Source organism: Mycobacterium sp. HUMS_12744610, assembly GCF_041206865.1.
In the GTDB taxonomy this organism is placed as follows: domain Bacteria; phylum Actinomycetota; class Actinomycetes; order Mycobacteriales; family Mycobacteriaceae; genus Mycobacterium; species Mycobacterium servetii.
Map to the genome: position 1 here is coordinate 5952367 of NZ_JBGEDP010000001.1, position 25551 is coordinate 5977917.

Annotated in this window: 23 protein-coding genes and 3 pseudogenes; 20 read left to right on the forward strand and 6 right to left on the reverse strand. The window is 71.5% G+C overall.

The window, feature by feature from the left end:
• Nucleotides 1-5 precede the first annotated feature (5 nt).
• The gene (locus tag AB8998_RS28910) at nucleotides 6-275 is read right to left on the reverse strand and encodes a hypothetical protein (protein ID WP_369741302.1); all 270 of its coding nucleotides are present in this window, start codon (nucleotides 273-275) and stop codon (nucleotides 6-8) included.
• Nucleotides 276-563: 288 nt separating this feature from the next.
• Between AB8998_RS28910 and AB8998_RS28915 the strand changes: the two genes are divergently transcribed.
• The gene (locus AB8998_RS28915; protein ID WP_369741303.1) at nucleotides 564-1136 is read left to right on the forward strand and encodes a hemerythrin domain-containing protein; all 573 of its coding nucleotides are present in this window, start codon (nucleotides 564-566) and stop codon (nucleotides 1134-1136) included.
• Nucleotides 1137-1157: 21 nt separating this feature from the next.
• Here AB8998_RS28915 and AB8998_RS28920 read toward each other — a convergent pair whose 3' ends face one another.
• Nucleotides 1158-1934, reverse strand: coding sequence for a PIG-L deacetylase family protein (locus tag AB8998_RS28920; RefSeq protein ID WP_369741304.1), 777 nt, complete (start codon nucleotides 1932-1934; stop codon nucleotides 1158-1160).
• Nucleotides 1935-1970: 36 nt separating this feature from the next.
• Nucleotides 1971-2858, reverse strand: coding sequence for an SAM-dependent methyltransferase (locus AB8998_RS28925; RefSeq protein WP_369741305.1), 888 nt, complete (start codon nucleotides 2856-2858; stop codon nucleotides 1971-1973).
• Between the two features lie 205 nt (nucleotides 2859-3063).
• Between AB8998_RS28925 and AB8998_RS28930 the strand changes: the two are divergent.
• The 6 genes and pseudogenes from AB8998_RS28930 to AB8998_RS28955 all read left to right on the forward strand — a co-directional run bounded on the left by AB8998_RS28930 (nucleotide 3064) and on the right by AB8998_RS28955 (nucleotide 8777).
• A pseudogene (locus tag AB8998_RS28930) lies at nucleotides 3064-3817 on the forward strand (cutinase family protein).
• An 84-nt stretch (nucleotides 3818-3901) separates the two neighbouring features.
• Nucleotides 3902-4945, forward strand: a complete 1044-nt coding sequence (locus AB8998_RS28935) for an amidohydrolase family protein (RefSeq protein WP_369741306.1) — start codon at nucleotides 3902-3904, stop codon at nucleotides 4943-4945.
• Nucleotides 4942-7179: a xanthine dehydrogenase family protein molybdopterin-binding subunit gene (locus AB8998_RS28940; protein WP_369741307.1), complete on the forward strand. Its 2238-nt coding sequence runs from the start codon at nucleotides 4942-4944 to the stop codon at nucleotides 7177-7179. The genes AB8998_RS28935 and AB8998_RS28940 overlap by 4 nt, the downstream gene beginning before the upstream one ends.
• A complete protein-coding gene (locus AB8998_RS28945; RefSeq protein WP_369741308.1) occupies nucleotides 7176-8033 on the forward strand; it encodes an FAD binding domain-containing protein in 858 nt (285 codons plus the stop codon). Before AB8998_RS28940 ends, AB8998_RS28945 begins: the two co-directional genes overlap by 4 nt.
• A 4-nt stretch (nucleotides 8034-8037) precedes the next feature.
• A complete protein-coding gene (locus AB8998_RS28950) occupies nucleotides 8038-8514 on the forward strand; it encodes a (2Fe-2S)-binding protein (protein WP_369741309.1) in 477 nt (158 codons plus the stop codon).
• Nucleotides 8511-8777, forward strand: coding sequence for a YdeI/OmpD-associated family protein (locus AB8998_RS28955; RefSeq protein ID WP_369741310.1), 267 nt, complete (start codon nucleotides 8511-8513; stop codon nucleotides 8775-8777). The genes AB8998_RS28950 and AB8998_RS28955 overlap by 4 nt, the downstream gene beginning before the upstream one ends.
• Nucleotides 8778-8790: 13 nt before the next feature.
• Here the strand turns inward: AB8998_RS28955 and AB8998_RS28960 are convergent, their stop codons facing one another.
• The gene (locus AB8998_RS28960) at nucleotides 8791-9675 is read right to left on the reverse strand and encodes a cyclopropane mycolic acid synthase family methyltransferase (RefSeq protein ID WP_369741311.1); all 885 of its coding nucleotides are present in this window, start codon (nucleotides 9673-9675) and stop codon (nucleotides 8791-8793) included.
• Between the two features lie 223 nt (nucleotides 9676-9898).
• Between AB8998_RS28960 and AB8998_RS28965 the strand changes: the two genes are divergently transcribed.
• The 4 genes and pseudogenes from AB8998_RS28965 to AB8998_RS28980 all read left to right on the forward strand — a co-directional run bounded on the left by AB8998_RS28965 (nucleotide 9899) and on the right by AB8998_RS28980 (nucleotide 16082).
• On the forward strand, nucleotides 9899-11146 hold the full coding sequence (locus AB8998_RS28965) for a mechanosensitive ion channel family protein (protein ID WP_369741312.1): 1248 nt from the start codon (nucleotides 9899-9901) through the stop codon (nucleotides 11144-11146).
• A 77-nt stretch (nucleotides 11147-11223) separates the two neighbouring features.
• The gene (locus AB8998_RS28970) at nucleotides 11224-12201 is read left to right on the forward strand and encodes a YihY/virulence factor BrkB family protein (protein ID WP_369741313.1); all 978 of its coding nucleotides are present in this window, start codon (nucleotides 11224-11226) and stop codon (nucleotides 12199-12201) included.
• 409 nt (nucleotides 12202-12610) lie between these two features.
• Nucleotides 12611-14607 (forward strand): annotated as a pseudogene (malQ, locus tag AB8998_RS28975) (4-alpha-glucanotransferase).
• A 116-nt stretch (nucleotides 14608-14723) separates the two neighbouring features.
• Nucleotides 14724-16082: a WS/DGAT/MGAT family O-acyltransferase gene (locus AB8998_RS28980; RefSeq protein ID WP_369741314.1), complete on the forward strand. Its 1359-nt coding sequence runs from the start codon at nucleotides 14724-14726 to the stop codon at nucleotides 16080-16082.
• Between the two features lie 25 nt (nucleotides 16083-16107).
• On the opposite strand, the gene AB8998_RS28985 is transcribed toward AB8998_RS28980, so the two are convergent.
• Nucleotides 16108-16572, reverse strand: a complete 465-nt coding sequence (locus tag AB8998_RS28985; protein WP_369741315.1) for an ATP-binding protein — start codon at nucleotides 16570-16572, stop codon at nucleotides 16108-16110.
• Between the two features lie 132 nt (nucleotides 16573-16704).
• Between AB8998_RS28985 and AB8998_RS28990 the strand changes: the two genes are divergently transcribed.
• Entirely contained in the window at nucleotides 16705-17637 is a 933-nt protein-coding gene (locus AB8998_RS28990; RefSeq protein WP_369741316.1) for an LLM class F420-dependent oxidoreductase, read from the forward strand.
• A 13-nt stretch (nucleotides 17638-17650) separates the two neighbouring features.
• Here the strand turns inward: AB8998_RS28990 and AB8998_RS28995 are convergent.
• A pseudogene (locus AB8998_RS28995) lies at nucleotides 17651-17869 on the reverse strand (formate/nitrite transporter family protein); the annotation flags it as partial.
• A 162-nt stretch (nucleotides 17870-18031) separates the two neighbouring features.
• On the opposite strand from AB8998_RS28995, the gene AB8998_RS29000 reads away from it, so the two are divergent.
• The 8 genes from AB8998_RS29000 (at nucleotide 18032) to AB8998_RS29035 (ending at nucleotide 25550) form a co-directional block, all read left to right on the forward strand.
• Nucleotides 18032-18778, forward strand: a complete 747-nt coding sequence (locus AB8998_RS29000) for an SDR family NAD(P)-dependent oxidoreductase (RefSeq protein WP_369741317.1) — start codon at nucleotides 18032-18034, stop codon at nucleotides 18776-18778.
• Nucleotides 18779-19251: 473 nt separating this feature from the next.
• A complete protein-coding gene (locus tag AB8998_RS29005) occupies nucleotides 19252-19893 on the forward strand; it encodes a cutinase family protein (protein WP_369741818.1) in 642 nt (213 codons plus the stop codon).
• Between the two features lie 90 nt (nucleotides 19894-19983).
• Complete coding sequence (locus AB8998_RS29010; RefSeq protein ID WP_369741318.1) at nucleotides 19984-20673, forward strand: class I SAM-dependent methyltransferase; 690 nt, start codon at nucleotides 19984-19986, stop codon at nucleotides 20671-20673.
• Nucleotides 20674-20745: 72 nt separating this feature from the next.
• Nucleotides 20746-21603, forward strand: a complete 858-nt coding sequence (locus AB8998_RS29015; RefSeq protein WP_369741319.1) for an LLM class F420-dependent oxidoreductase — start codon at nucleotides 20746-20748, stop codon at nucleotides 21601-21603.
• A gap of 81 nt (nucleotides 21604-21684) precedes the next feature.
• On the forward strand, nucleotides 21685-22584 hold the full coding sequence (locus AB8998_RS29020; RefSeq protein WP_369741320.1) for a class I SAM-dependent methyltransferase: 900 nt from the start codon (nucleotides 21685-21687) through the stop codon (nucleotides 22582-22584).
• A 28-nt stretch (nucleotides 22585-22612) separates the two neighbouring features.
• A complete protein-coding gene (locus AB8998_RS29025) occupies nucleotides 22613-23554 on the forward strand; it encodes a cytochrome c oxidase assembly protein (protein WP_369741321.1) in 942 nt (313 codons plus the stop codon).
• A 95-nt stretch (nucleotides 23555-23649) separates the two neighbouring features.
• Nucleotides 23650-24522, forward strand: coding sequence for an SDR family NAD(P)-dependent oxidoreductase (locus tag AB8998_RS29030; protein ID WP_369741322.1), 873 nt, complete (start codon nucleotides 23650-23652; stop codon nucleotides 24520-24522).
• Nucleotides 24519-25550 carry an NAD(P)H-dependent amine dehydrogenase family protein gene (locus AB8998_RS29035; protein WP_369741819.1) on the forward strand — a complete coding sequence of 344 codons (1032 nt, stop codon included), beginning with the start codon at nucleotides 24519-24521 and terminating at the stop codon, nucleotides 25548-25550. The genes AB8998_RS29030 and AB8998_RS29035 overlap by 4 nt, the downstream gene beginning before the upstream one ends.
• Nucleotide 25551: the final 1 nt, after the last annotated feature.

Here is a 25551-nt window from a genome sequence, read left to right on the forward strand (position 1 = left end):
GACGTTCAACCCGGCCAGCCGGCGCGCAGTGCATTGCCGGCGACGGCGTCCAGGGTGTCCGTGTCCTCGGTGTCGACGAGCGACGTCGACTGGTAAGCGGCCCGGACGGCGTACCTTTCGGCGCTTGCCGACATCGGCGCACTCACGTCGCGGGCCGCGCGGGAGGCTGCATCCCAGGCCGCGATCGGCGACGTCTCGCCGGGGACCGGGCGGCGATGCAGTTCGGCGATGTCGGTGATGCCTTGTGCCGCAGCACCGTTGGCGTACCGGATCACCAGCCCGGGGCGGGCTGGTCAGCAGTTTGATCGCCCACGTGCGAATGACGTGGTCGGCGACGTCGGCGGTGCCCACCGTCAGCCAGCCCAGGTCGAGGACGAGGACCGCGTCCGCCGGGGACAGATAGCCGTCCGGTCCGGCCAGTCGTCTTTCGCTTCGCGTGCCGCATTGCGCCTGCGGGACCGGGAGGCGATTGGTTCGCGCCGGTACCGGCCGGGTTGACGGCCCGCGCCGGCATGGGACACGATGGCGGAAAGCCTGAGTGAACCGCAATACCGGGGGTGGGAATGGCCGACATCACCATGTTGATCCTCGCCGACCATCAACGGTTTCGCGAGCAGTTCGCCGAGCTGGACCTGCTGCAGGCGCAGCCGGAGGTCGACGGTGCCGCGCTCGAGCGGGTCTGGCGGCCGCTCGCCGACCAACTCGACGTGCACGCCTACATCGAGGAGAAGATCTTCTACCCGCAGCTCCTGCGGCGCGGCGCCGACGACCCCGAGGGCGAGACGCTCGACGCCATCGGCGATCACAACGACATCCGCGACGCGGTGCGCGCCGCCGACTCGGCGGAGGCCGGCTCCGCGGAGTGGTGGGACGCGGTCGGCCGCGCGCGCCAGGCCAACGACGAGCACATGGGCGAAGAGGAGCGAGAAGGGCTCTCCGATTTCCGGCGCCATGCCCCGATCGGCCTTCGCGAGGCACTCGGCCGGCAGTACAGCGAGTTCGTGGCCGAGCATCCCACCACCGAGGGGGTGCCGGTCGTCGACCGCGACCCCGAAGGCTACGTCGAAGACGTCGCGAACGCGCGGCCACGGCGCAGTGACTATTCGCTCGGCATCGGCAGCCTGAAGGGCGAGTGAGCGCCGGGCGGGGACGGGCCCTCAGGTGGCGAAGATGTCGTCGCGCACCGCGGTCGTGTCCCGCACCGCGGGATCGACGAACCATTCGCGCCCCGCGACCAACCCGTACGCCGCCGACGGCAGCAGCGCCAACAGCGGTCGCGCCGGCCCGGGCAGCTGGGACCGGTGCTGCGCGATCGCCCGCTTCTTCTGCGCCACGAACGGTCGCACGTCGATCCGGTGGGTGATCGAGGACCGCGGGCTGTACGCGGAGGGAACGATTGCTGCGTCGTAGAAGTAGGGCAGGCGCAGGCGCTGGGCGATCCGGAGCCCGCGCATGAGCAGTTCACGCGGCATCGTCGCGTACACGATCCGCGGCGTGGCCGCCAACCGGGCGGCACGCTCACCGACCTCGTGCACCTTGACGTGGTCGCGGTGGCCGTACCCGCCGTTGGCCTCGTAGCTGATGAGCAGGTCCGCGTGCTCTTCCCGCAGGACGTCGGCCAGCCGCCGCGCGGCCTCGTCGGCGTCGGCCCGCGCGAACCGGATGCGGCCGGGCGGATCGGGGAACAGGACCGGCCCGTAACCGCTGTCGGCATAGCCGAGGTGCGCCACCCGATGCACACCGAGCACCCCCGCGCTCGCACGCAACTCCACCATGCGATCCACGGCCGGCCGGTCGCCGGGCCCGCCCACGGATCCGTCCGTGGCGACGACGACGACAACCCGGTGGCCCTCGGCCGCCGCGCGGGCGAGCGTTCCGCCGGTCAGCAGCACCTCATCGTCGGGATGCGCGTGGAACGCGACGACGGTGGCCATAGCGCACCCTATCGAGCGAACGCGGCCGGTGGTTGCTCAACGGATGCGGGTGGCGGTGAAGAACTTGCTGCCGAGGAGGCGCTCGAAGACCGGTGGCAGACCCTGGAACGGCCGTCCGTACTCGTTGGCGGCCTTGTCCACCAGGTCGACGCCGGTGACCTCCCAATCCCGTTCGGCGAGCCAGCTTTTGGTGTCCCGGCGCGGATCGTCGTACCAGAGGTCGGCGACCGGCGGCTGGGTGCCGTCGTCGCTGGGCGGCATGCTCGCGGCGAACTCGGCCAGCTCCCCGGGCCGTGGGCCCAGTTCGGCCGCGACGTGACTGCCCGCGGCCGACAGTTCGTGCAACTTTTCGAACAGCGCGTCCTGGGCGGGCCCGGGCAGGTAGGGCAGCAGGCCCTCCAACGCCCACGCCGTCGGTTGGCCGGGGTCGAAGCCGGCCGCGGTGAGCGCACCCGCCCAGTCCTCCCGCAGGTCGACGGCGACGGGGACGCGCGGTGCCGCCGGGACGGCGCCGCGCCCGTCCAGCACCTGCTGCTTGAACTCGAGCACCCGGGGCTGGTCGACCTCGAAGACCGTGCACCCCGCCGGCCACGACAACCGGTAGGCGCGACTGTCCAGACCCGCCGCCAGGATCACCGCCTGGCGCGTTCCGCCCCGCCCGGCGCCGGCGAAGAAGTCGTCGAAGAATCGGGTGCGCACACCCACCCACTGGGCGTTGACTCCCGCCGTGCTCGACAGGTCCGTGTCGGCCACTGCCGCAGCGAGATTGGGCTCGCCGGCGGCGGCGACGAAGCCGGCCGCGAAGGCGTCGTCCGCCAGCGGCGGGTCCAGCGCGGCATCGAGCGCCCGCGCCGCACACACGGCCAGCGCCGTGAAGCCGACGCTCGTGACGATGTCCCAGGTGTCACCGGCAGTGCGGGCCACCACGACCTCCCCTCTTCGCCGGTACCGCGCGGGTCTGCGCGCGCAGCACCACACACGGCAACCGGCATTTCGTTTGTTTAGCTAACGACAGCGTACGCCCGATTCCGTCGCGGTCGCCGCCGGGCGTGCCGGTGTGCGACGACGGTCACGAGCCGCGCATGATCTCGCAGGTTTGGCATCCGCGGGTGGGGGGGATTATCCCGTCATGATCGCACGCCACATCGCTCGTTTTCTCGGTCCGGCCGTCGTCGCCGCCTCCGGACTCAGCGCCTCCGCCCTCACCTCTGCCGCCGTCCCGTTCGCCGCCGCCGCCGGCTGCCCCGACGTCCAGGTGGTCGCCGCCCGCGGCACCGGGGAAGACCCCGGCCCCGGCCCGACCGTGCAGGCCTTCATCGACAACCTGCGCCCCCGCGTGGCCGGCAAGTCCTTCGACGTCTACTCGGTCAACTACCCCGCCAGCGACCAATGGGACACCGGGGTCGAGGGCGTCAAAGACGCTGGGGCACACGTCCTCTCCATGCCAACAATGCCCCAACACCAAGATGGTGCTCAGCGGCTACTCCCAGGGCGCGGCCATCATGGGCTTCGTCACCTCCCCCGCCGTACCCGACGGCATCGACCCCACCAGCGTGCCCAAACCCCTGAGCCCCGAGATCGCCAACCACGTCTCCTCGGTCGTGCTGTTCGGCACCCCCAACGAGCGCGCCATGAACTTCCTCGGCGAGCCGCCGCTGGCCATCGGCCCGCTGTATCAGGCCAAGACCATCAAGGTCTGCGTCCAGGACGACCCGGTGTGCTCCGACGGGCTCAACTTCGCCGCCCACAACACCTACATCGACGACGTCAGCATGATCGACAAGGGCGCCGCCTTCGCCGCCAGCCGCATCAACGGCACCCCCGACCCCCAGGCACCGGTCTCGGTGGCCGGCGCCACCACCGGCGGCGGCTTCGGCGACTGAGACCCATCGGCCGCGGCGCCTCCGGAATGACAGGTCCCCGTTCGCGTTGACTAGTGCGGGTGAACGCGACAGCCAGGAGGTGGCGTGAAGGTCATCGGTTTCGAGGAGCACTACAAGCTTGCGGCCGTGTCGGAGGAACATCGCAGGCGGGGCAGCACGTCGGCGACCGACCTGCTCGGGGCAGCCGGTTACGGGGGCACCGGCACCCAGGGCGAGTGGCCACCGGGCATCTACGACCTGGGTGCGGGGCGGATCGCGGCCATGGACGCCGCGGGCATCGACATGCAGATCCTCTCGCACAGCGTCCCGGGACCCGAGACCCTCGAGCCGCCGGTGGCGGTCGAGCTGGCCAGGCAGGCCAATGACGCCGTGGCCGCCGCGGTCGGCGAGTACCCCGACCGGTTCCGTGGCTTCGCCACGCTGCCGATGCTCGCCCCGGAAGCGGCCGCGGCCGAACTCGAACGCACTGTCCGCGAGGGCGGCTTCGTCGGGGCGTTGGTCAACGGTCACGTCAACGGCCGCTATCTCGACGACCGCTTCTTCTGGCCGGTCTTCGAGGCCGCCGAAAGTCTGGGCGTGCCAATCTATTTGCATCCAACCATCCCGCCGCAGCCGGTGATCGACGCGTGCTACGGCGGCTTCGACCCGAAGATATCGGCGCGGTTGGCGGCCGCCGGCGTCGGCTGGCACATCGACACCGGGATCCACTGCCTGCGCCTGATCCTGGGCGGGGTGTTCGACCGGTTCCCGACGCTGCAGGTCATCGTCGGACACCATTTCGAGGCGCTGACCTGGATGGGCTGGCGCGCCGACTACTCGTTCCCGCGCGAAGCGACCGGCCTCGAGCGCACCGTCAAGGACTACCTTCGGGAGAACTTCTACGGCGGCATCCTCGCCGGCGACTTCTACAGCCAGGATCCCGGCGCGATGGACCCGACGTGGAGCCTGTCCTTCACCGCCTATCGGGCCATGGTCGACGCCATCGGCATCGACCGCATCGTGTTCACCGCCGACTATCCCTACGGCAACATGACCGCGTGCCGGCGGTTTCTCGACCAGATGCCGATCAGCCCCGCCGACAAGGAGAAGATCGCCCACCGCAACGCCGAGCGCCTGCTCGGGCTGTGAGCCGACGGCCGATGGCCCGGCTGATCGGCGCCCGCCTGCAGCGCCGCGAGGATCCGCCCCTGGTGCGCGGGGCCGGCGCCTACGTCGGGGACCTGCGCGTGCCCGGCTGCCTGGAGGCCGCGTTCGTGCGCAGCGACGTCGCCCACGGTGAGCTGCGCGCGGTGGACCTGGCGCCGGCCCGGCGGCTGCCGGAGGTGGCCGGCGCCTGGTCGCACGCCGACCTGCCGGCCCTGCCCGACACCCCGCCGATGCTGGATCGGGAGTCCGTGCGCGGGCGCCCCTGGCCGGCCCTGGCCACCGGGCGCGTGCGCTACGTCGGGGAGCCGCTGGCGATCGTCGTCGCCGCCGACCGCTACCTGGCCGAGGACGCCCGCGACGCCGCACGGATCGACATCGCGCCGCTGCCGGTCGTCCTCGACCCGACCGAGGCCGCCGCGAGCGCCGTGCGGCTGTTCCCCGGCTCCGACAACGTGGCGCTGCAGCGGGATTTCGGCGAGCCGATCGGCGACCCGGTGTGGCGCGCCGCGGCCGTGGTGGTCGAGGCCCGCTACCGCCAGCAATTGCTCGCCCACACCTATCTGGAGGCCAGGGCGATCCTGGTCAGTCCCCGCCCCGACGGCGGACTGACCGTCTGGGCGTCGCACCAGGCGCCGCACCGGCTGCGCGGCGACCTGGCCGGCGCGTTCGGGCTGCGGACCGAACAGGTCCGCGTCATCGTGCCCGACGTGGGCGGCGCCTTCGGCGGGAAGAGCCAGACCTGGCCCGAATACCTCGCGGTGGCGGCGGCGGCGCTCCAGCTGGGCCGGCCGGTGCGGTGGACGGAGGATCGCGCCGAGGCCCTGGCCGGCCCCCCGCACGGACGCGGCCAGAACCAGTGGGCCCGCATGGCCGCCGACGCCGACGGCCGCATCCTGGCCTACGAGCTGCACATCGACGCCGACGTGGGCGCCTATCCGCACACCGGCGCGTTCGTGCCGGTGATCTCGGCGATGATCGCCACCGGCGCCTACTCGATCCCCCAGGTGCACGTGAAGACCCGCTCGGTCGTCACCAACACCGCCCCGACCAGCCCCTACCGGGGCGCCGGGCGACCGGAGGCCGCGGCGGCGATCGAGCGCACCGTCGAATTGCTGGCCCGGCGGCTGGGCATTGACCCGGCGGAGCTGCGGCGGCGCAATTTCATTGCGCCGCAGGACTTTCCCTATACCACCCCGACCGGGTTCACCTACGACAGCGGCGACTACGCGGCCGCCCTGGACGTGGCCCTGCGGGAACTGGGCTACGACCGGTGGCGCGCCGAGCAGGCCCGCCGCCGCGACACCGCCGCGCCACCCCTCGGCATCGGGCTGTGCGCCTATGTCGAACGCTCGGGCATCGGCGAGGAATTCGGTGCCGTCGAGGCGTGCCCCGACGGCACCTTCGTGGCGTTGTCGGGTTGCTGTTCCACCGGCCAGGGCCACGCGACGTCGTTCCCGCAGGTTGTCGCCGACGTGCTGGACGTCGACGTCGACCGGGTGCGGCTGGTCGAGCGCGACACCGCCGTGATCCCGCGGGGCACCGGCTCGTTCGCCAGCCGGTCGATGCAGATCGGGGGCGCCGCGCTGTACCGGGCGGCCGGTGAGCTCATCGACCTCGCCCGGCGGCGGGCGGCCGAGAAGTGGGCGGTGCCAGTCGACGACGTCGGCTACGACGGCGGCGAGTTGGTCGCCGGGGACCGGCGGATGCCGCTGGGCGAGCTGGCCGGTGCCGCGCAGCTGCGGGCGGAAGTGACCACCTCGGCGCCGGAGGCCTTCCCCTTCGGCGCCTACGCCGCAGTGGTGGAGGTGGACCCGGAGCTGGGCGACGTCACGGTGTTGCGGATCGTCGCCGTGGACGACTACGGCGTCGTGGTCAACCCGCTGATCGTCGACGGGCAGGCCTACGGCTCGACCATGCAGGGCCTCGGCCAGGCGCTCTACGAGGACGTCCGCTACGAACGCGACGGCACCCCCGCCGCCCGCAGCCTGCTCGACTACCTCATCCCCACGGTGTCCGAGCTGCCGCCGCTGGCCTTCGCCGAAACGTGCACCCCGAACCCGAACACGCCGCTGGGCGCCAAGGGCGCCGGCGAGTCCGGCTGCATCGGGGTGCCCCCGGCGATCGTCAACGCCGTCGTCGACGCGCTCGGCCTCGACGACCCGTCGGCGCTGCAGATGCCCCTGACCCCGTACACCTGCTGGAGCGCCGCGCAATGAAGCCCGCGCCGTTCGACTACGTCGCCGCGCAGAGCCCCGACGACGCCGTGGCCACCCTCGCCGACGGCAACACCCACGTGCTGGCGGGCGGGCAGAGCCTGGTGCTGGAGATGAACTTCCGCCGCGCGCGGCCGCGCCGGCTCGTCGACATCAACGGCGTAGCCGGCTTCGGCGCCATCGCCGTGGACGGGTCGGTCCTGCGGGTCGGCCCGCTGGCGCGCCACCGCGCCTTCGAGTCCGCCCCGTTAGCCGGTCCGCTGGGCGCGCTGCTGCAGCGGGTCGCCCACCACATCGCCCATCCGCCCATCCGCGCCCGTGGCACGATGGCGGGGAGCCTCGCCTACGCCCACCCGGCCGCCGAGTGGCCCGCGGTCGCCGCCGCGCTGGACGCCGAGATCGAGTTGCGCGGCCCCGGCGGCAGTCGCCTCGTGCGGGCCGGCGAGTTCTTCACCGGCCCGTTCCGCACCGCCCGACGCCCCGACGAACTGCTCGCCGAGGTGCGCCTGCCGTTGCTGCCGCCCGGCACCGGCGTGGGTTTCGTCGAACACCGGCGGACCCACGCCGGCTTCGCCGAGCTCGCGGTGCTGGCCGCGGTCACCGTCGGCGACGGCCGTGTCGTGTCCGCCTCGGTGGGGTTGGTCAACGCCGCCGATCGCCCGGTGCGGGCGGCGTCGGCCGAGGCGGCGCTGATCGGCCGGCCGTTCGACGACGACGCCATCGCCGGCGCGGCGGCGGCCGCCGCCGCGCACGACGCCGACCCGCGCCCGCAGCCCCACGCCGACATCGCCTACCAGCGCCACGCGGTGGCCGTGCTCACCCGGCGCGCGCTCACCCAGGCCCGGGACGGAGACTGACGGGATGCGAATAGCGTTGCGGGTCAACGGGGCCGGTTACGACATCGAGGTGCCGCCGCGCCGCACGCTGGCCGACGCGCTGCGCGAGGAGTGCGGGTTGACCGGAACCCACCTCGGCTGCGAGCACGGCGTCTGCGGAGCGTGCACGGTGCTGGTGGACGGCGACGCGGTGCGCTCGTGCCTGATGTTCGCCGTGCAGTGCGACGGCCGGCAGGTCCGCACCGTGGAGGGGCTGGCCGCGGCGGACGGTTCCGAGCACCCGCTGCAGGCGGCGTTCACGGCCGAACACGCTTTGCAGTGCGGCTTCTGCACGCCGGGCTTCCTGATGCTGGCCGCGGGCGCGCTGGAAGCCGATCCGGGCGTCGCCGAGGATCCCGAGCGGCTGCGGGAGCTGCTCACCTCCAACCTGTGCCGCTGCACCGGTTACGAGGCGATCCGCCGCGCCGTCATCCGCGCCGCCCGCGATACCCTGAGCCGGTGAGCGACCAGCGGGTGCTCGGCGGGGTGGTCCACGAACTCCCCGCGGACCTGCGCGACTCGCTCGTGGCCAACCCGACGGCACTCGCGGCGTGGCAGGACATCACCCCGCTGGCGCGCAACGAGTTCATCTGCTGGGTCGAGGACGCCAAGCAGGAGAAGACCCGGCAGCGCCGCATCCGCCGCACCGGCGAGGAGCTGGAGGAGGACAAGCGCCGGCCCTGCTGCTGGCCCGGCTGCAACCACCGTGAGCGCACCAGACGGTAGCCGTCCCCGTCGGTCAGCCCTTGGCGAGTGTGAACTGCGCGACGTCGGTGTAGCCCTCGCGGAACAGGTCGGCGCAACCGGTCAGGTACTTCATGTACCGGTCGTAGACCTCCTGGGACTGGATCGCGACGGCCTCGTCGCGGTGCGACTCGAGCGCGACCGCCCAGGTGTCCAGGGTGCGCGCGTAGTGCAGGCGCAGCTGCTGGATCCGCGTGACGGCGAAACCGGCGGCCTGCGCGTGGTCCACGACGGCCTTGGCATTGGGCAGGTCTCCGCCCGGAAAGATCTCGTCCATGATGAATTTCATGAACCGGATCTTGGTCATGGTGATGGGCAGGCCGCGCTCGGCGAACTCCTCGTCGCTGGGCTTGATGATGGTGTGCAGCAGCATCACGCCGTCAGCGGGAAGCGCCTCGTAGGCCATCTTGAAGAAGTCGGTGTAGCGGTCGCGCCCGAAGTGCTCGAAGGCCCCGATCGACACGATCCGGTCCACCTTGTCGCCGAACTGCTCCCAGCCTTGCAGGAGCACCCGCTTGTCGCGTGCGGACGGATGCTGGTCGAGGCGTTGCTGCACATGGGCCTGCTGGTTCCGGCTCAGCGTCAGGCCGATCACGTTGACGTCGTGGCGCTCGAGCGCGCGGACCATCGTGGTGCCCCACCCGCAACCGACGTCGAGGAGGGTCATCCCCGGCTGCAGCCCCAGCTTGCCCAGTGAGAGGTCGACCTTGGCGAGCTGCGCCTCCTCCAGCGTCATGTCGTCGCGCTCGAAATAGGCACAGCTGTAGGTCTGCGTCGGGTCCAGGAACAGCCGGTAGAACTCGTCGGAGAGGTCGTAATGGGCTTGTACGTCCTCGAAATGCGGTTCCAGGCTGTCGGATTCGCTGCGTTCGTCGGGCAAGTCACAACCTCTGGTTTCGTGTCGGGTACGGCCGCGCGCGCTCGAAGCCGGCCGGCGCTGCCGTGCTAGTCTATCTGGCCCGTTCGACCAGGCCAGAGGCCGCGACCGGTGTGACCCCGGTCTCGATCGCGAAACACCTCCGCCCGACGTTTTCTTGTTCGCGCACAACGGGAACGTCTATCTGCGGACCATGCCCACCCCCGATCCAGGAGCAGACTTCTTCATGCCCCAAGCGATCCAGCTCGAACCGGTAACCCACGTCGCCATCAACGTCGCCTGGGTGGTCGGCGCCGTGGCGGTCGCCTACGGCCTCGGCATGGCGCTGTCGTGGCTGCTGCAGCGCATCCACGGCCGCAGCGCCGTCGTCGACGACATCGAGGAACTGACGCGGCGCCCGCTGCGCGCGACACTGATGGTGATCGCCGCCAAGACCGCGGTGCACCACACCTCGGATCCGTCTTCGGTGTGGCGCGAAGGAATCGACCACGCGCTGGTCATCGCGCTGATGGCGACCAACACCTGGCTGGTCGCCAGCCTGATCCTGGTCGTCGAGCGGCGCGCGATCGCCAGTTTCGCCGGTGGGGACAAGGCGATGACCGACGCCGACCGGCACCGGCGCAAGGTCCGGACCCAGATCACGGTGCTGCGCCGGCTGGTCGTCGCACTGGTCGTGGTGTTCGGTCTGGCGTCGGTGCTGATGACGTTCCCGGCCTTCACCAACATCGGCAAGACGCTGTTCGCCTCGGCCGGCGTGTTCTCGGTGGTCGCCGGCCTGGCCGCGCAGACCTCGCTCGGTGCCGCGTTCGCGGGAATCCAGATCTCGTTCTCCGATGCCATTCGCGTCGGCGACGTCGTGGTGGTGGAAGGCGAATGGGGCCGCATCGAGGAGATCACGCTGACCTACGTGGTCGTGCACATCTGGGACGAACGGCGCCTGGTGCTGCCGTGCACCTACTTCATCAAGACGCCGTTCCAGAACTGGACCCGCAACGCCACCGCGCTATTGGGCACGGTCCAGCTCGACGTCGACTTCACGGTGCCGCTGGAGGCCATGCGCGCCGAACTGGACCGCCTCCTGCGCGCCGACGAGCTGTGGGACGGCCGCGCCGGCGTGCTGCAGGTCATCGATGCGGTGGACGGCTCGGTGCGGGTGCGCATCCTGGTCAGCGCCGCCGACGCGGGTGCGCTGTTCGACCTGCGCTGTCACGTCCGCGAGGGCATGGTCACCTGGCTGCAGCGCACCCAGCCGGGGGCGTTGTTGCGCCACCGGCTCGAGCACGCGACGGCCCGCACCGCCGACACCGTGCGGCCCCACGTCGGCGCCGGGCAGCCGCGCGCGGATTCCGGTCTGTTCACCGGCAGCCCCGGGGCCGAGGAACGCGGCCGCGCCTTCGAGGGCCCGGACAGCGCGGATGACGAGGACCGCGCCGACGGCCGGGAGTTCGCGCACGCCCGCTCCCGCGGCGAGTGAGGCCGCGCACCCGCGCGGTTGGGGGTTGACCGATCCGGGTATGCCGCGCCCGACCCATCTACGTGCGGGGAAGGGCGATGGTCGGGTGGCTTGACAGGCTCCAGCGACGGAACCGGGCCGTCGGGCTGATGATCGCCGTCATCTACAAGTACGCCGACGACCAGGGCGGTTATCTGGCCGCGCTGATCGCCTACTACGGGTTCGTGTCGCTGTTTCCGCTCCTGCTGCTGTTGACCACAGGCCTCGGCGTGGTGCTGGCGGGCCGGCCCGGCCTACAGGAGCAGATCGTGCACAGCACGCTGAGCCAGTTCCCGGTCATCGGCAGCCAGCTGCACCAACCCGAGGGGCTCAGCGGCGGCGCGGCCGCCGTGATCATCGGCCTGCTGGGAGCCCTGTACGGCGGCCTGGGCGTCGGCCAGGCGGTACAGAACGCGATGGACTCGATCTGGGCCGTCCCCCGGGACCGGCGCCCCAACCCGATCCGATCGCGGCTGCGCAGCCTGCTGTTGCTGCTGGTGCTCGGCTCGGCGGCCATCACGGCGACCCTGCTGTCCGCGGTCGGCCAGGTGACCGGAACCCTGGGTGTCTTCGGCCAGATCGTCGCCACCGTGGCGGCGGTGGTGATCAACGCCTTCATCTGCCTGGTCGCCTACCGGGTCACGACCGCGCGCGACCTCACCTACCGCCAGGTGCTGCCCGGGGCGCTGGCGGCCGCGTTCGTCTGGCAGCTGCTGCAGTCGTTCGGAGCCGGATTCGTCGGTCACACCGTGAAGAAGGCCAGCGCCATCAACAGCGTCTTCGCGTTGGTGCTCGGGTTGCTGGGCTTCCTTTTTCTGGTGTCGGTGACGCTGGTGCTGTGCGCCGAGATCAACGTCGTCCTGGTGGAGCGACTACACCCCCGGGCGTTGCTGAGCCCGTTCACCGGCGACGCGGACCTGACCCCCGCCGACCGCAGGATCTACGCCAAGAAGGTCCGGGCCGAACGGCTCAAGGGTTTTCAGCGCGTCAGCGTCAGGTTCGGCGACCTCGACGACAGACCGACCCGCGTGCGGTGAGCCGAAGGACCCGCCGAATCCGCTGCGGCAGAAAGCCTTCGGCATGCGCCCGCGGTGGGCCGGTCACCGACGGGCCGGTCGGCGAGGCCATGCGACGGTCGGGGCCGGCCCGGCGGCGAGCGTCCGGGGCTGCGCTCCTGCCAACCCGGCGACCGCCATCGTGACCCGCTGACGGGGTGATCTCCAGCAAACGGATCGCCCCGTGGCATGCGGCGCCGGAGACCGCGCCCTCGGGGCCGGTGGGCCACATCCGGCGAGGGCCGGCGTGGCAGCGTCGATCGTGTGGAAAATTCCCACGCGGGTATACCACTCGGGTGTCGACCGCTCAGGATCGTGCCAGCTCCCACGTCGTGTCCCCGAACAGCATGGCGCCGGCCGCCGCCGTCGCCGTGCCGGTGCGGACGCGGTGATGGCAAATCCCCGACCGGTCTCCGACGAGCTGCGCCGGCTGGCCGCGGCGCACGGGGTGGCGACCTCCTACCGCAACGAGCGCCGCGAACCGGTCGAGGTCGACGCCGACGTGGTGGTCCGGGTCCTCGGGCTGCTCGAGGTCGACGCCGGCACCGACGCCGGCCGGCGCCGCGAGTTGGCCCGCCTGGTCGAGCGCGACCGGGCGGGGGCGTTGCCGCCGACCGTAGCCGTGCGGGTGGACGGCCGCCCCCGTCCGATGCCCGGGGCCGCCGCGCTGGTGCGCGAGGACGGCTACCGGTTCGAGGTGCGCGACGAGATACCGGCGGGGCTGTTGCCCGGCTGGTACCGGCTGCACACGGGCGACGGCCGGGAGTCCACCCTGGTGGCCGCCCCGCCACAGGTGCCCACGGCCCCGGCCGCCTGGGGCTGGATGCTGCAGCTGTATGCGCTGCGCTCGGCCCGCTCATGGGGCGTCGGCGACCTGGGCGACCTGCGGGAGTTCGTCGAGTGGACCGCCGCCGAGCACGGGGCCGGCGCGGTGCTGCTCAACCCGCTGCATGCGCCCGGGCCGACGCACCCCGTGCAGCCTTCGCCCTACACGCCGTCGAGCCGGCGGTTCGCCAACCCGCTCGCCCTGCGCGTCGAGGACCTCGACGCCTACCGGCGAGCCGATCCGGTCACGCGCGCCGAGGTGGACGCGCTGCGGGTCTCGCCCACGACCGAGCGGATCGACTACGACCTGGTGTGGGCCGCCAAGCGGTCGGCGCGGAGTTGCTCTGGCGCGCCGAGGGCCGCCCCGACCCGTTCGACGCGACGCCGGTCGGCGCGGCCGCGCTGGCCGACTTCGCCACCTACTGCGCGCTGGCCGAGCGGCACGGCGGCCGGTGGTCCCGGTGGCCGCAGCCGCTGCGCGACGTCGCGGGGCCCGCAGTGGCCGCCGCGCGCCGGGAGCTGGCGCCGAGGGTGGCGTTTCACGCGTGGGTCCAGCAACGCTGCGCCGAGCAGCTGGTCGCGGTGCGCGACGCGGCACAGGGCGCGGGCATGGCCCTGGGCGTGCTGCACGACCTCGCGGTGGGAGTCGACGCCGACGGCGCCGACGCGTGGGCGCTGGCCGACGTGCTCGCCACCGGGGCGAGCGTGGGGGCGCCGCCGGACAACTTCACCCCGCGCGGCCAGGACTGGGGGCTGCCGCCGTGGCGGCCGGATCGCCTGGCGCGCACGGGCTATGCGGCGCTGCGCGACATGCTGCGCGCAGTCCTGTCCCACGCCGACGGTCTGCGGATCGACCACGTCGCCGGTTTGTGGCGGCTGTGGTGGATCCCGCCGGGCGACGGCCCGGACCGCGGCACCTACGTGCACTACGACGCCGACGTGATGCTCGCGGTGCTGGCGCTGGAGGCGCACCGGGCCGGCGCCACCGTCGTCGGCGAGGATTTGGGCACCGTCGAACCTGAGGTCACCGACGCGCTGGCCGGCAACGGGATGCTCGGGTGCGCGGTGTCGTGGTTCACCCGCGACGACACCGCGCCCGGCGAGCCGCTGCTGCCGCCGCAGCGGTGGCCGTCGCGAGCGGCCGCCAGCCTATCCACCCACGACCTGCCCACCGCGGCGGGATTCCTGCGGGGCGAGCACGTGCGGGCGCGCGCCGATCTGGGGCTGCTCGACGACGTGCCGGCCGAACGGGCCGCGGCCGACCGGGAGCGGGCCGAGTGGCTGGCGTTGCTGCGCTCCGAGGGCCTGCTGCCGGATGCCGGCGAGCCCGACGAGCCGGCGATCATCGCCGCGATGCACAGGCTGCTGGCGGCGACCCCGTGCCGGCTCAAGTTCGTCTCGCCCTACGACGTGCTCGCCGAACCCCGCCAGCCAAACCTGCCCGGCACGGTCGACGCGTACCCGAACTGGCGGTTGCCGCTGCCGCAAACCCTCGAGCAGCTGCGCGCCGATCCCCGGGTCGCCGAGATCGTCGACGCGTTCGCGGCCCGCGACAGCCCCTAGGGCGGCCCGGAAAGTCCGTTGCGGCATTCGCGTGTAGCCGGCGCCCGCATTGGCTAAAGGTGAGTAGAGCGGTTCTGCGGTGGACGGCTCAGCCCGAGGGAATGGGGTCGACAACGATGAAACCGATATCGCCCATGGACGCCATGTTCCTGCTCGGCGAGTCGCGCGAACACCCGATGCACGTGGGGTCGTTGCAACTGTTCAAGCCCCCTGAGGACGCCGGACCCCACTTCGTGCGCGAGTCCTATCAGGCCCTGCTCGAACGCACGCAGATCCAGCCGACTTTCCGCAAGCATCCGGCGTTCTTCGGCGGCGTCACCAACTTCGCCTGGTCCTCGGACAAGGATGTCGAACTCGACTACCACCTGCGCCGCTCCGCCCTGCCCGAGCCGGGCCGCGTCCGCGACCTGCTCGAGTTGGCTTCCCGGCTGCACGGCAGCCTGCTCGACCGGCACCGCCCCCTGTGGGAGGCGCACCTCATCGAGGGCCTGCGCGACGGGCGCTACGCGGTGTACACGAAGTTCCATCACTCCCTCATGGACGGGGTGTCGGCGCTGCGGTTGATGCAGCGCGCGTTCACCACCGATCCCGACGACGACGAGATCCGGGCGCCGTGGAGCCTGGGCCCGCGCCAACGCAAGGCGCTCCGGCGGCGGCCGTCGCTGCTCGGGCAGGCCGGCCGCACGGCGGGTTCGGCGTTCGCGCTGGCGCCGTCCACGCTGCGGCTCGCGCGGGCCGCGCTGCTCGAACAGCAACTGACCCTGCCGTTTCGGGCGCCGCGCACGATGTTCAACGTGCGCATCGGCGGCGCGCGCCGGGTCGCCGCGCAGTCCTGGTCGCTGGACCGCATCAAGGCGGTCAAGTCCGCGGCCGGCGTGACGGTCAACGACGTCGTGCTGGCCATGTCGGCCGGGGCGCTGCGCGCCTATCTGCTGGAGCAGGGCGCCCTGCCGGACGGCCCGCTGACCGCGATGGTGCCGGTCAACCTGCGCAAAGAGGACGACGACCGCGGCGGCAACATGGTTGGCACGTTCCTGTGCAACCTGGCCACCGACCTCGACGATCCCGCCAAGCGACTCGAGGTCATCAGCGCGTCGATCCGCGACACCAAGGACGTGTTCGGCCGGCTGCCCCGGGTGCAGCAGTTGGCCCTGTCGGCGTGCAACGTCGGGGGCCTCGTCTTCGGGCTGATTCCCGGATACCTCGCCAACGCCGCACCGCCGTTCAACATCGTCATCTCCAACGTCTCGGCCGGGCGCTCCGCGCCGCTGTACTGGCGGGGCGCGCGACTGGACGGCAACTATCCGCTGTCGATCGCGCTCGACGGGCAGGCGATGAACATCACCGTGACCAACAACGCCGACAACCTCGACTTCGGGCTGGTCGGCTGCCGCCGCAGCGTCCCGCACCTACAGCGGCTGTTGGGCCACCTGGAGACGTCGCTGAAAGACCTGGAACGCGCCGCCGGCGCGTGAGACGACCCGATACCGAGACGGCGACTCAGGGCACCAACATGGCCGACCCGGACACTCCCCCGGACGCCACCCCGCCGGTGGACCCGGTGGCGTAGTCCAGGCACACCGTGGTGCCGCCGGGCCGGGCGCTGATGGTGCAGTGGTCGGCGAGGGTGTGCATCAGCATGATTCCGCGCGACGCGCCGGGGTCGGCGGGTTTCCTCGTCCGGGGCCGGTGCCAGGTTCCGCGGTCACTGACGCGCACGCTGATGCAGTGCGCGGACGGGTCGTGGCTGGCCTCGAGCCGCATGGTGCCGACCGTGTCCTGGGCGCAGTAGGCATGTTCGACGCAGTTGGCCAGCGCCTCGTTGACGCTGAGGATGATGCCCTCGCGGACCTCGGCGGAGGGCCGCGCCACCTCCTGGAGCCAGCGCCGCAGGGCGCGGCGCAGCTGCGCCGCGGTCGTGGCGTCCGCGGCGCCGGCGCAGACCAGCCGCCCGGGGGCGGCCATCGGTGAACGTCGATCCATGCCGGTGGACATACCCAGTTGCGGCCCGGGCGCTAACGTTCCAAGTCTCGGTTTGGACACAGTTGGGTACAGGTTCAAGATCGGTCGCACCCCCACGAGACACAGAAGGATGCCATGGAGTTCCGCGTTTTCGTCGAGCCGCAGCAGGGCGCACGCTACTCCGACCAGCTCGCCGTCGCCCGCGCCGCCGAACAACTCGGCTTCGCTGCCTTCTTCCGCTCCGACCACTATGTGGCGATGAGCGGCGACGGCCTGCCCGGGCCGACAGATTCCTGGGTGACGCTCGGCGCCCTCGCGCGCGAGACCTCGAGCATCCGGCTGGGCACCCTGGTGAGCTCCGCGACGTTCCGCTACCCGGGCCCGCTGGCCATCGCGGTGGCCCAGGTCGACGAGATGAGCGGCGGGCGCGTCGAACTGGGCCTGGGCAGCGGCTGGTTCGAGAAGGAGCACCGGGCCTACGGCATCCCCTTCCCGCCGCTGCGGGAGCGCTTCGACCGGCTCGCCGAACAGCTGGCGATCGTCACCGGTTTGTGGACGGCCGAACCGGGCACGACGTTCGACCACACCGGCAAGTACTACACGATCGCCGGCTCACCGGCGCTGCCCAAGCCGGTCCAGCGTCCACACCCGCCGATCGTGATCGGCGGCCTCGGCGCCAACCGCACCCCCCGGCTGGCCGCGCAGTACGCGGCCGAGTTCAACGTGCCGTTCCAGCCGCTGGACGCCGTCGCGACGCAGTTCGGGCGGGTGGCCGAGGCGGTCGTCGCGGCGGGCCGGCCGGCCGACTCGATCGTCTACTCGTGCGCGTTCGTGGTCTGCGCCGGACGCGACGACGCCGAGATCGCGCGGCGCGCCGCGGCGATCGGCCGCGACGTCGACGAGCTGCGCTCCAACAGCCCGCTGGTCGGCACGCCCGGCGAGATCGTCGAGAAGCTGGCGCCGTGGCGGGACATCGGCGTGCGCCGCGTCTACACGCAGCTGCTCGACCTGTCCGACCTGGAGCACCTGGAACTGCTGGCGGGTGAGGTCATTCCCCAGCTGCGCTGACGCCCCGCCGCCGTCACGCGCCGTTGGTCGCCTCGGCGCGTTCTTCCTGCAGCCGCTCCTTGTTGCGCAGCAGGCGCAGCAGCGTCACGAAGCCCAGCCCGCCCGCGACGTTGGCGACCACGGTGTAGCTGAACCAGCGGAGCCAGTCCAGGTAGCCGAACGGCGCCTGCTTGGTGTCGAGCGCCCCGAAGATCAGCAGCGAGTCCAGGATCGAGTGGAACAGCTGCAGGCCGGTGCGTTATGCGCCGGTGCGGCCACATGCCCGCGCTGCGAGGCGCCCGGCAGGTGCGCTGCGGGTGGGTCCGCGTCGCCGATGGCGCGGTCGGCGGCGATGCCGGTTCGGCGGCCTCGTAGCGTGGCTCACCAAATCCGTCGACGAACCGAGGAGCACCCGTTGAACACGGCCACCTTCGACTTCAGCGGGTCCCACGTCCTGGTCACCGGCGGCACCTCCGGGATCGGCAACGGCATCGCCACCGCCTTCGCCGACGCCGGCGCAGCGGTGACCATCACCGGTACCCGGTCGTCGGCGGCCGACTACGACGACGACCTGAGCGCGTTCACCTATCGGCAGTGCCAGATGCGGGACCCGGAAACCATTGACGTCCTTGCTGATTCGCTTGGCGACCTCGACGTCCTAGTGAACAACGCCGGCGGCCCCTACCCGGCCGGTGACGAGTACGACCCCGACGGCTACGTCGCCTCGGTCACCCAGAACATGTTCGGGCCGATGCGGCTGACCATGAGATGCCACGAGCGGCTCAAAGCCAGCGACGCCCCCGGCGGCGCGAGCGTGGTCAACATCGCGTCCATGTCGGCGTTCCGCTCGGCGACCCTGGTGCCGGGCTACGCCTCCTCGAAGATGGGCCTGCTCGCGCTCACCATCAACCTGGCCCGCCGCTGGGCCGGCGAGGGCATCCGGGTCAACGCCGTCGCACCCGGCATCATCGGCACCCGCATGACCCAACCGATGATGAGCATCCCCGAGATCGTGGACGCCGAGATCGGCTTCCACACCCCGCTGGGCAGGCCCGGCACCCCCCAGGATTGCGCCGGGGCGGTGCTCTTCCTGTGCACCGGGGCCGCCTCCTACATCACCGGCACCAGCATCGCCGTCGACGGCGGCTACCTGACCGTCTGACCCCAACCCCCCCGGAAGACAGTGCCGGCGGGCGAATTCGGCGACCCGCTCGCCCGCAAGTCAGCGACCGGCGCCGACCCCCGGCGGAATAACCGCGCGCGGCGCGTCGTTGTCCAGCGCGACGGTGCCGGGCTATCCCCCGGGTACCACACCATGACCGTCGCTGCGAGCGACCACTTGCCGAGAGGCGTGAAGCCGGCACCGTCGCCCCGCCACCCGGCGGGGGCCGCAGTCGCCGCAGTTGCCGACGTCACCGCGCACACACCGTTTGTGAGCATTATTCTTCGGCAATCCCCCCTTATCGGCGACGACGCCGGGAACGCAGCGCCCGGCTGGCCTCTGATCGCCCGCAGACACGGAAAGAGACCCGAGTGAACACCGCAACCCCGCCACGCGACACCACGCCCCGACTCACCGGCACGATCAAGACCCTGGCCGCGTGGGTGTTCGCGGTGGTGACGGCCGCGGCGGGCATGGTGGTGACTGCCGCGGCCAGCGCCGCCGCGGACGGCGACCCGTGTCCCGATGTCCAGGTCATCTTCGCCCGCGGCACCGGAGAACCACCCGGTCCCGGCGCGACCGGTCAGGCGTTCACCGATGCGCTGAGCGCCCGACTGCCCAACACCTCCATCGACGTCTACCCGGTCGACTACCCGGCATCGCTCGATTTCAACAGGGCCGCCGACGGCGTCGCCGACGCCAGCCACAAAGTCATCGACACGGCCGCCGGTTGCCCCAACACCAAGATCGTGGTGGGCGGCTACTCGCAGGGCGCCGCGATCGCGGCCTATCTCACCGCCGACAGCATCCCGCCCGGATACCCGCTACCGCCTGGGATCAGCGGCCCGTTGCCGGCGAGCACCGCGCGGCATGTGTCGGCGGTGACGCTGTTCGCCAAGCCGTCCAACCGCTTCCTCGACATCGTCGACCGCAGCGCCCCGCCCATGTCCATCGGGCATCTCTACGCCGGCAAGACCCTCGAATTGTGCGCCACCGACGATCCGGTGTGCTCGGCCACGGGATTCAACCGTGCCGCCCACAGCTCCTACCGGTTCAACGGAATGACCGACCAGGCGGCCGACTTCGCCGCATCGGCGATTCACGGCAACCGCTGAGCAACCCGCGCGTCCGGCAACGCGGGACGGGTCGATCCGCCTATATCAACTTGGTTGTCATAAGTCAGGCTGGTTGATATAACTGGTGGCATGTCACAGCCCACCCGAGAAATGTTCGAATCCGCCTACCGGGGCGAAACTCCCGAAATGGGCGCGGGCAACCGGCCGCCGTGGAGCATCGGCGAGCCGCAGCCCGAGATCGCGGCACTCATCGACGCCGGGAAGTTCCACGGCCACGTGCTCGACGCCGGCTGCGGCGAGGCCGCGGTGTCGCTGTACCTGGCCGAGCGCGGGTTCACCACGGTGGGCCTGGACCAGTCCCCCACCGCCATCGCCATGGCCCGCGAGGAAGCCGCCCGGCGCGGGCTGAGCAACGCCACGTTCGAGGTCGCCGACATCAGCTCCTTCGCTGGCTATGACGGCCGGTTCGGCACCATCGTGGACTCCACGCTGTTCCACTCGATGCCCGTCGAGCTGCGCGAGGGCTACCAGCGCTCGATCGTGCGGGCGGCGGCGCCCGGCGCGTCCTACTTCGTGCTGACCTTCGACCGCGAGGGCATGCCGGCCGACGGTCCGGTCAACCCGGTCACCGAAGCCGAACTGCGCGAGGCGGTTTCGCCCCACTGGGTGGTCGACGACATCCGGCCGGCGCGCATCCACGCCAACGTGCCCGAGAGCTTCGTGCAGGGCCATGACTCTTTCGCCGGCGCCGACATCCGCGACGAGGCCAACGGCCGCAAGTCAATGCGGGCGTGGCTGCTGTCCGCGCATCTGGGCTAGCCGACTGCCGATTGCCCCGCCCCGAAAGCGGGTAGGGGGAAGCAATGGCGGTGCGGCATGGTTGAACCTCGGGTGCGTATCGGAGTGGTATTCCCCCAGACGGAACTCGGCGGCGATCGGGCGGCCGTCCGCGCCTACGGCCGGCGCGTCGAAGAACTCGGCTTCACCCACATTCTCGCCTACGACCACGTGGTGGGCGCCGACCCGCGGGTGCACCGGGACTGGCAGGGCCCCTACGACATCGACTCGACGTTTCACGAGCCGTTCGTCATGTTCGGATACCTGGCCGCGGTGACCTCCCTGGAGCTCGTGACCGGCATCATCATCCTGCCGCAGCGCCAGACGGTGCTGGTGGCCAAGCAGGCCGCCGAAGTCGACCTGCTGACCGGGGGGCGCTTTCGGCTCGGTGTCGGCCTGGGCTGGAACGCCGTCGAATACGAGGCCCTCGGCGAGAGCTTCACCAACCGCGGCAGGCGCTCGGAGGAGCAGGTCGAGCTCATGCGCAGGCTGTGGACCGAGCGCTCGGTCACGTTCTCCGGGAAGTACCACACCATGACCGCGGCGGGTCTGGCCCCGCTGCCCACCCAACGGCCCATCCCGGTGTGGTTCGGCGCCGCCTCCGACCGCGCGTACGAACGTGCCGGACGCCTCGGCGACGGCTGGTTTCCGATGGTGGAGCCCGGCCCCAAACTCGACCACGCACGCGATCGCGTGAACGCCGCCGCGGCGGCCGCCGGTCGCGACGTCGACGGCCTGGGGATGGAGGGCCGGGTCAGCTGGACCGGCGACCCCGACAAGGTCGCCCGCGACCTCGAGGCCTGGAAGGCGGCCGGGGCCACCCATGTCTCGGTCAACACCATGAACGCCGGCCTGGCGACCGTCGACGACCATCTCGCCGCGCTGGAACGCGTCGCCGCCGACCTGATGTAGCGCCGCCGCGCCGCGCTCCCCGCTCTCGGTATACTTAACTCAACTAATTAATTCGCGTGGCCGCAGAGAGGGGTACGGCAGATGAGCCGCACGGAAAACGACACCTGGGATCTGGCGTCCAGCGTCGGCGCCACCGCCACGGCGGTCGCCGCATCGCGCGCGACGGCGTCCCAGGGCCCAAACGCGTTGCTGAACGACCCGTGGGCTGACCCGCTGGTCCGGGCGGTGGGCATCGACACGTTCATCAAGCTCATCGACGGCGAGATCCAGCGCTCCGACGATCCCCTGCTGAACCGCCAGGCCATGAACGAGCAGATCACCGTGCGCACCCGGTTCTTCGACGACTTCTTCATCCAGGCCACGGGCTCCGGCATCAAACAGGCGGTGATCCTGGCGTCCGGGCTCGACACCAGGGCCTACCGGCTGCCGTGGCCGGCCGACACGGTCGTCTACGAGATCGACCAGCCCCAGGTCATCGAATTCAAGACGCGGACGCTGGCCGGGTTGGGCGCCGAACCCGCCGCGCAGCGGCGCACCGTCGCGATCGACCTGCGCGGCGACTGGCCGGCCGCGCTGCAAGCGGCCGGCTTCGACGCCGGGCGACCGACGGCGTGGAGCGCCGAAGGCCTGCTGGTGTACCTGCCGCCCGAGGCGCAGGACCGCCTGTTCGACAACATCGCCGCGCTGTCGGCACCGGGCAGCCGGATCGCCACCGAACACCTGGACCTGCGCAACATCCCGTCGGACTGGGCGCAAAAGCTCACCGAGCGGTCGCGGCGGCTGGGTTCCAACATCAACCTGGCCGAGTTGTTCTACACCGGCGACCGCAACACCGCCGCCGAGTACCTCGCCGGCCACGGCTGGCGGGTCGACATCCGAACGACCGAGCAGGCCTACGCCGAGAACGGCTTCGATCTGCCGAACGACGACCTGGCCTCGTTCGGCGACGCGTCCGGCTACCTGACGGCAACCCTGACCTAACGTCTCCCCGCGCAATACGCTGTTGGCCATGCACGTCGATCCGGGACCATTGACGTGGGGCGCCACGGTGCACACCTGGCATCTGGACCTGGTGTCCGCGGTGCTGATCGCCGTGCTGGGGACCGTATACGCGTGGTGCTACCGGCGCGGCGGCGACGCCGCCGAACGCCCGGCCGGCCCCGCGCAGGCGGTGTGTTTCGGCGCGGGGATCGCGCTGTGGGTGCTGGCCACGACGAGCGCGATCGGCGCCTATTCCTATGCTCTGTTCTGGGTGCGTGCCCTGCAGGTTCTGCTGCTGCTCTACGTCGCGCCGTTGTTCCTCGCCCTGGGCAGACCGGTCACCGTGGTGCGCGGCGCGCTGGGGCAGGCCGGGCGGGCGCGCGCCGATCGGTTGCTGGCCTCGCCGATCGCCCGGGTGCTCGCGCACCCGGCGACCACGTCGCTGGCGATGCTGGGCACGCCGTGGCTGCTCTACCTGACGCCCTGGTACACCTCGGCCCTGGTGACCGAGTGGATTGGCGCTCCGACCCGGATCCTGTTGGTGGCGCTGGGCTTCGGCTACTTCTACGCCCGGCTGCAAGCCGACCCGGTGCCCCGCAGGTACTCGCAGCTGATCTCGCTGCTGATCACCGTCGGCGAAGCGCTGGGCGACGGCGTGTTGGGGTTGGTCATCTGGCAGGGGCCGCTGATCGGTGCGTCGTATTACGCGGGGCTGCACCGCTCCTGGGGCCCCGACCAGCGGCTGGATCAGACGATCGGCGCCGGCATCCTGTGGATACTCGGCGACGTGGTCGGGTTGCCGTTCGTGCTGTTGCTGATGCGCGCGCTGGCACGCGACGAGAAGGCCCACGCGGTCCGGGTCGACGCCGAGCTGGACGCGACCGAAGACGCCGGCGGGCAGGCCGCCGCCCCGTCCGGGTTGTGGTGGGAGAACGACCCGCAACTGCGCGAGCGGTTCGGTCGCGGTTGACGCCTTCGACGACCATTGCCGCGGAAAATTGAGCGTGCAATCATATTGCGGGCTCAATGCTTCGCCGGGAAGCATCGGCCGGAAGGACGGGCGCGATGGGCGACGGGACACCGCTGGAGGGCAAGGTCGCCATCGTCACGGGAACGAGCCGCGGCGTCGGGATCGGCATCGCACACGAACTGCTGCGGGCCGGGGCGACCGTCGTCGGCTGCTCCCGCGGCGCACTGGACGCGATGCCGGGGGTGAGCGACAACCCGGACTGGGCGCGGCGCTCCTCGCAGCGGGCCTGCGACCAGGGCGACTACCGCGCGATCGACGAGTTCGTCTCGGGGGTGGTGGCCGACTACGGCCGCATCGACATCCTGGTCAACAACGCCGGCGGCACGGTCCCCACCCCGCACGTCGAGGATGTCCCCGAACTGGTCCAGCGCATCCAGGGCGCACCCCAGGGGGCCGACGACCTCGAACGCACGATGTTGTTCCACGCGTTCGCGATCCAGATGAACCTGATCAGTCCCCTGTGGTTCGCGATCAGGGTATTCCGCCAGATGCGCACGCAGGACGGGGTGGGTTCGATCGTCAACATCTCCAGCGGGGCGGGTCATCCCGCGGGTTCGCCGACGCTGGTCTCCTACGGCGCCGCCAAATCCGGGCTCAACCACATGACCCGGTCGCTGGCCCAGGAGTGGGGGCCCAAGGCGCGGGTGAATTGTCTGGCGCTGGGGCCGACGATGACCGACAACTTCAAGTCGTTCGTGCTGCCCAAGGACGACCCCGACGGCGCCCGGTACTTCGCCGACGTGCCGCTGCACCGCGCCGGCGAGCCGGCCGAGGTCGGGCGCGCCACGGTGTTCCTGTGCAGCGGCGCAGCCGATTTCATCAACGGCACCACGATCGAGATCGACGGGGGCATGCTGCCGGGCGTGCTCTACGAGGCGGGCCTCAAGACGATCACGGACCTGCTCTGAAGAGCGTCGTCCAGTACTCCACCGGCAACGTCGGCCGGCACGCCCTGCAGATGATCGTCGAGCGTCCCGACCTTCGCCTGGCCGGCGTGCACGCCCACGGCGCCGACAAGGTGGGCCGCGACGCGGCACGGCTGTGCGGGCTGGCCGAGCCGACGGGGATCGTCGCCACCGACGACGTGGACGCGCTGGTGGCGCTGGGCGCCGACTGCGTGGTGTACACCGCCCAGGCCGAGACCCGCCCCCATCAGGCAATCGACGAGATCTGCCGTTTCCTGCGCGCGGGCACCAATGTGGTTGGCACATCGATGGTTTGGCTGGTCGCCCCGCGGCACGCCGACGCGTGGCTGACCGATCCGCTGACCAGCGCGTGCCGGGACGGCGGCACGTCGCTGTACATCAACGGCGTCGACCCGGGTTTCTCCGGGGACAGCCTGGTTTACACCGCGTTGACGCTGGCGGGGTGGGCCACCGCGATCACGGTGTCGGAGATCTGTGACTACGGCAGTTACGACGACGCCGAGTTCACCGGCGTCAGTTTCGGTTTCGGGTTCGCCCCGGATCAGCGTCCGATCATGTTCGAGCCGGGCGTGCTGGCCTCGCTGTGGGGCGGGCAGGTGCGGTCGCTGGCCGCCCTGCTCGGCGTCGCCCTCGGCGAGGTGCGCGAGCGGCACGAGAACTGGGTGACACCGACGCAGATCGACTGCACGATGATGACCGTCCCGCCCGGGCGGGTGGCCGCGGTCCGGTTCGCGGTGGAGGGGATCCACCGCGGCGAGCCGGTGATCACCATGGAGCACGTCAACCGGCTCACCGCCGCGGCGGCCCCCGACTGGCCCTACCCGCCCGACGGCAGGCCGGGCGTGCACCGCGTGGTGGTCCGGGGAAATCCGGGGGTGGAGATCAACACCCATCTGGGCCTCGACGGCGTCGACCACAACCAGGGCGGGGTCGTCGCCACCGCCGCGCCGCCGGGACTACTTGCCGCGCAGGATCTTCCGGCGGCCCATGCGCGCACCGCGATGTGGTGAG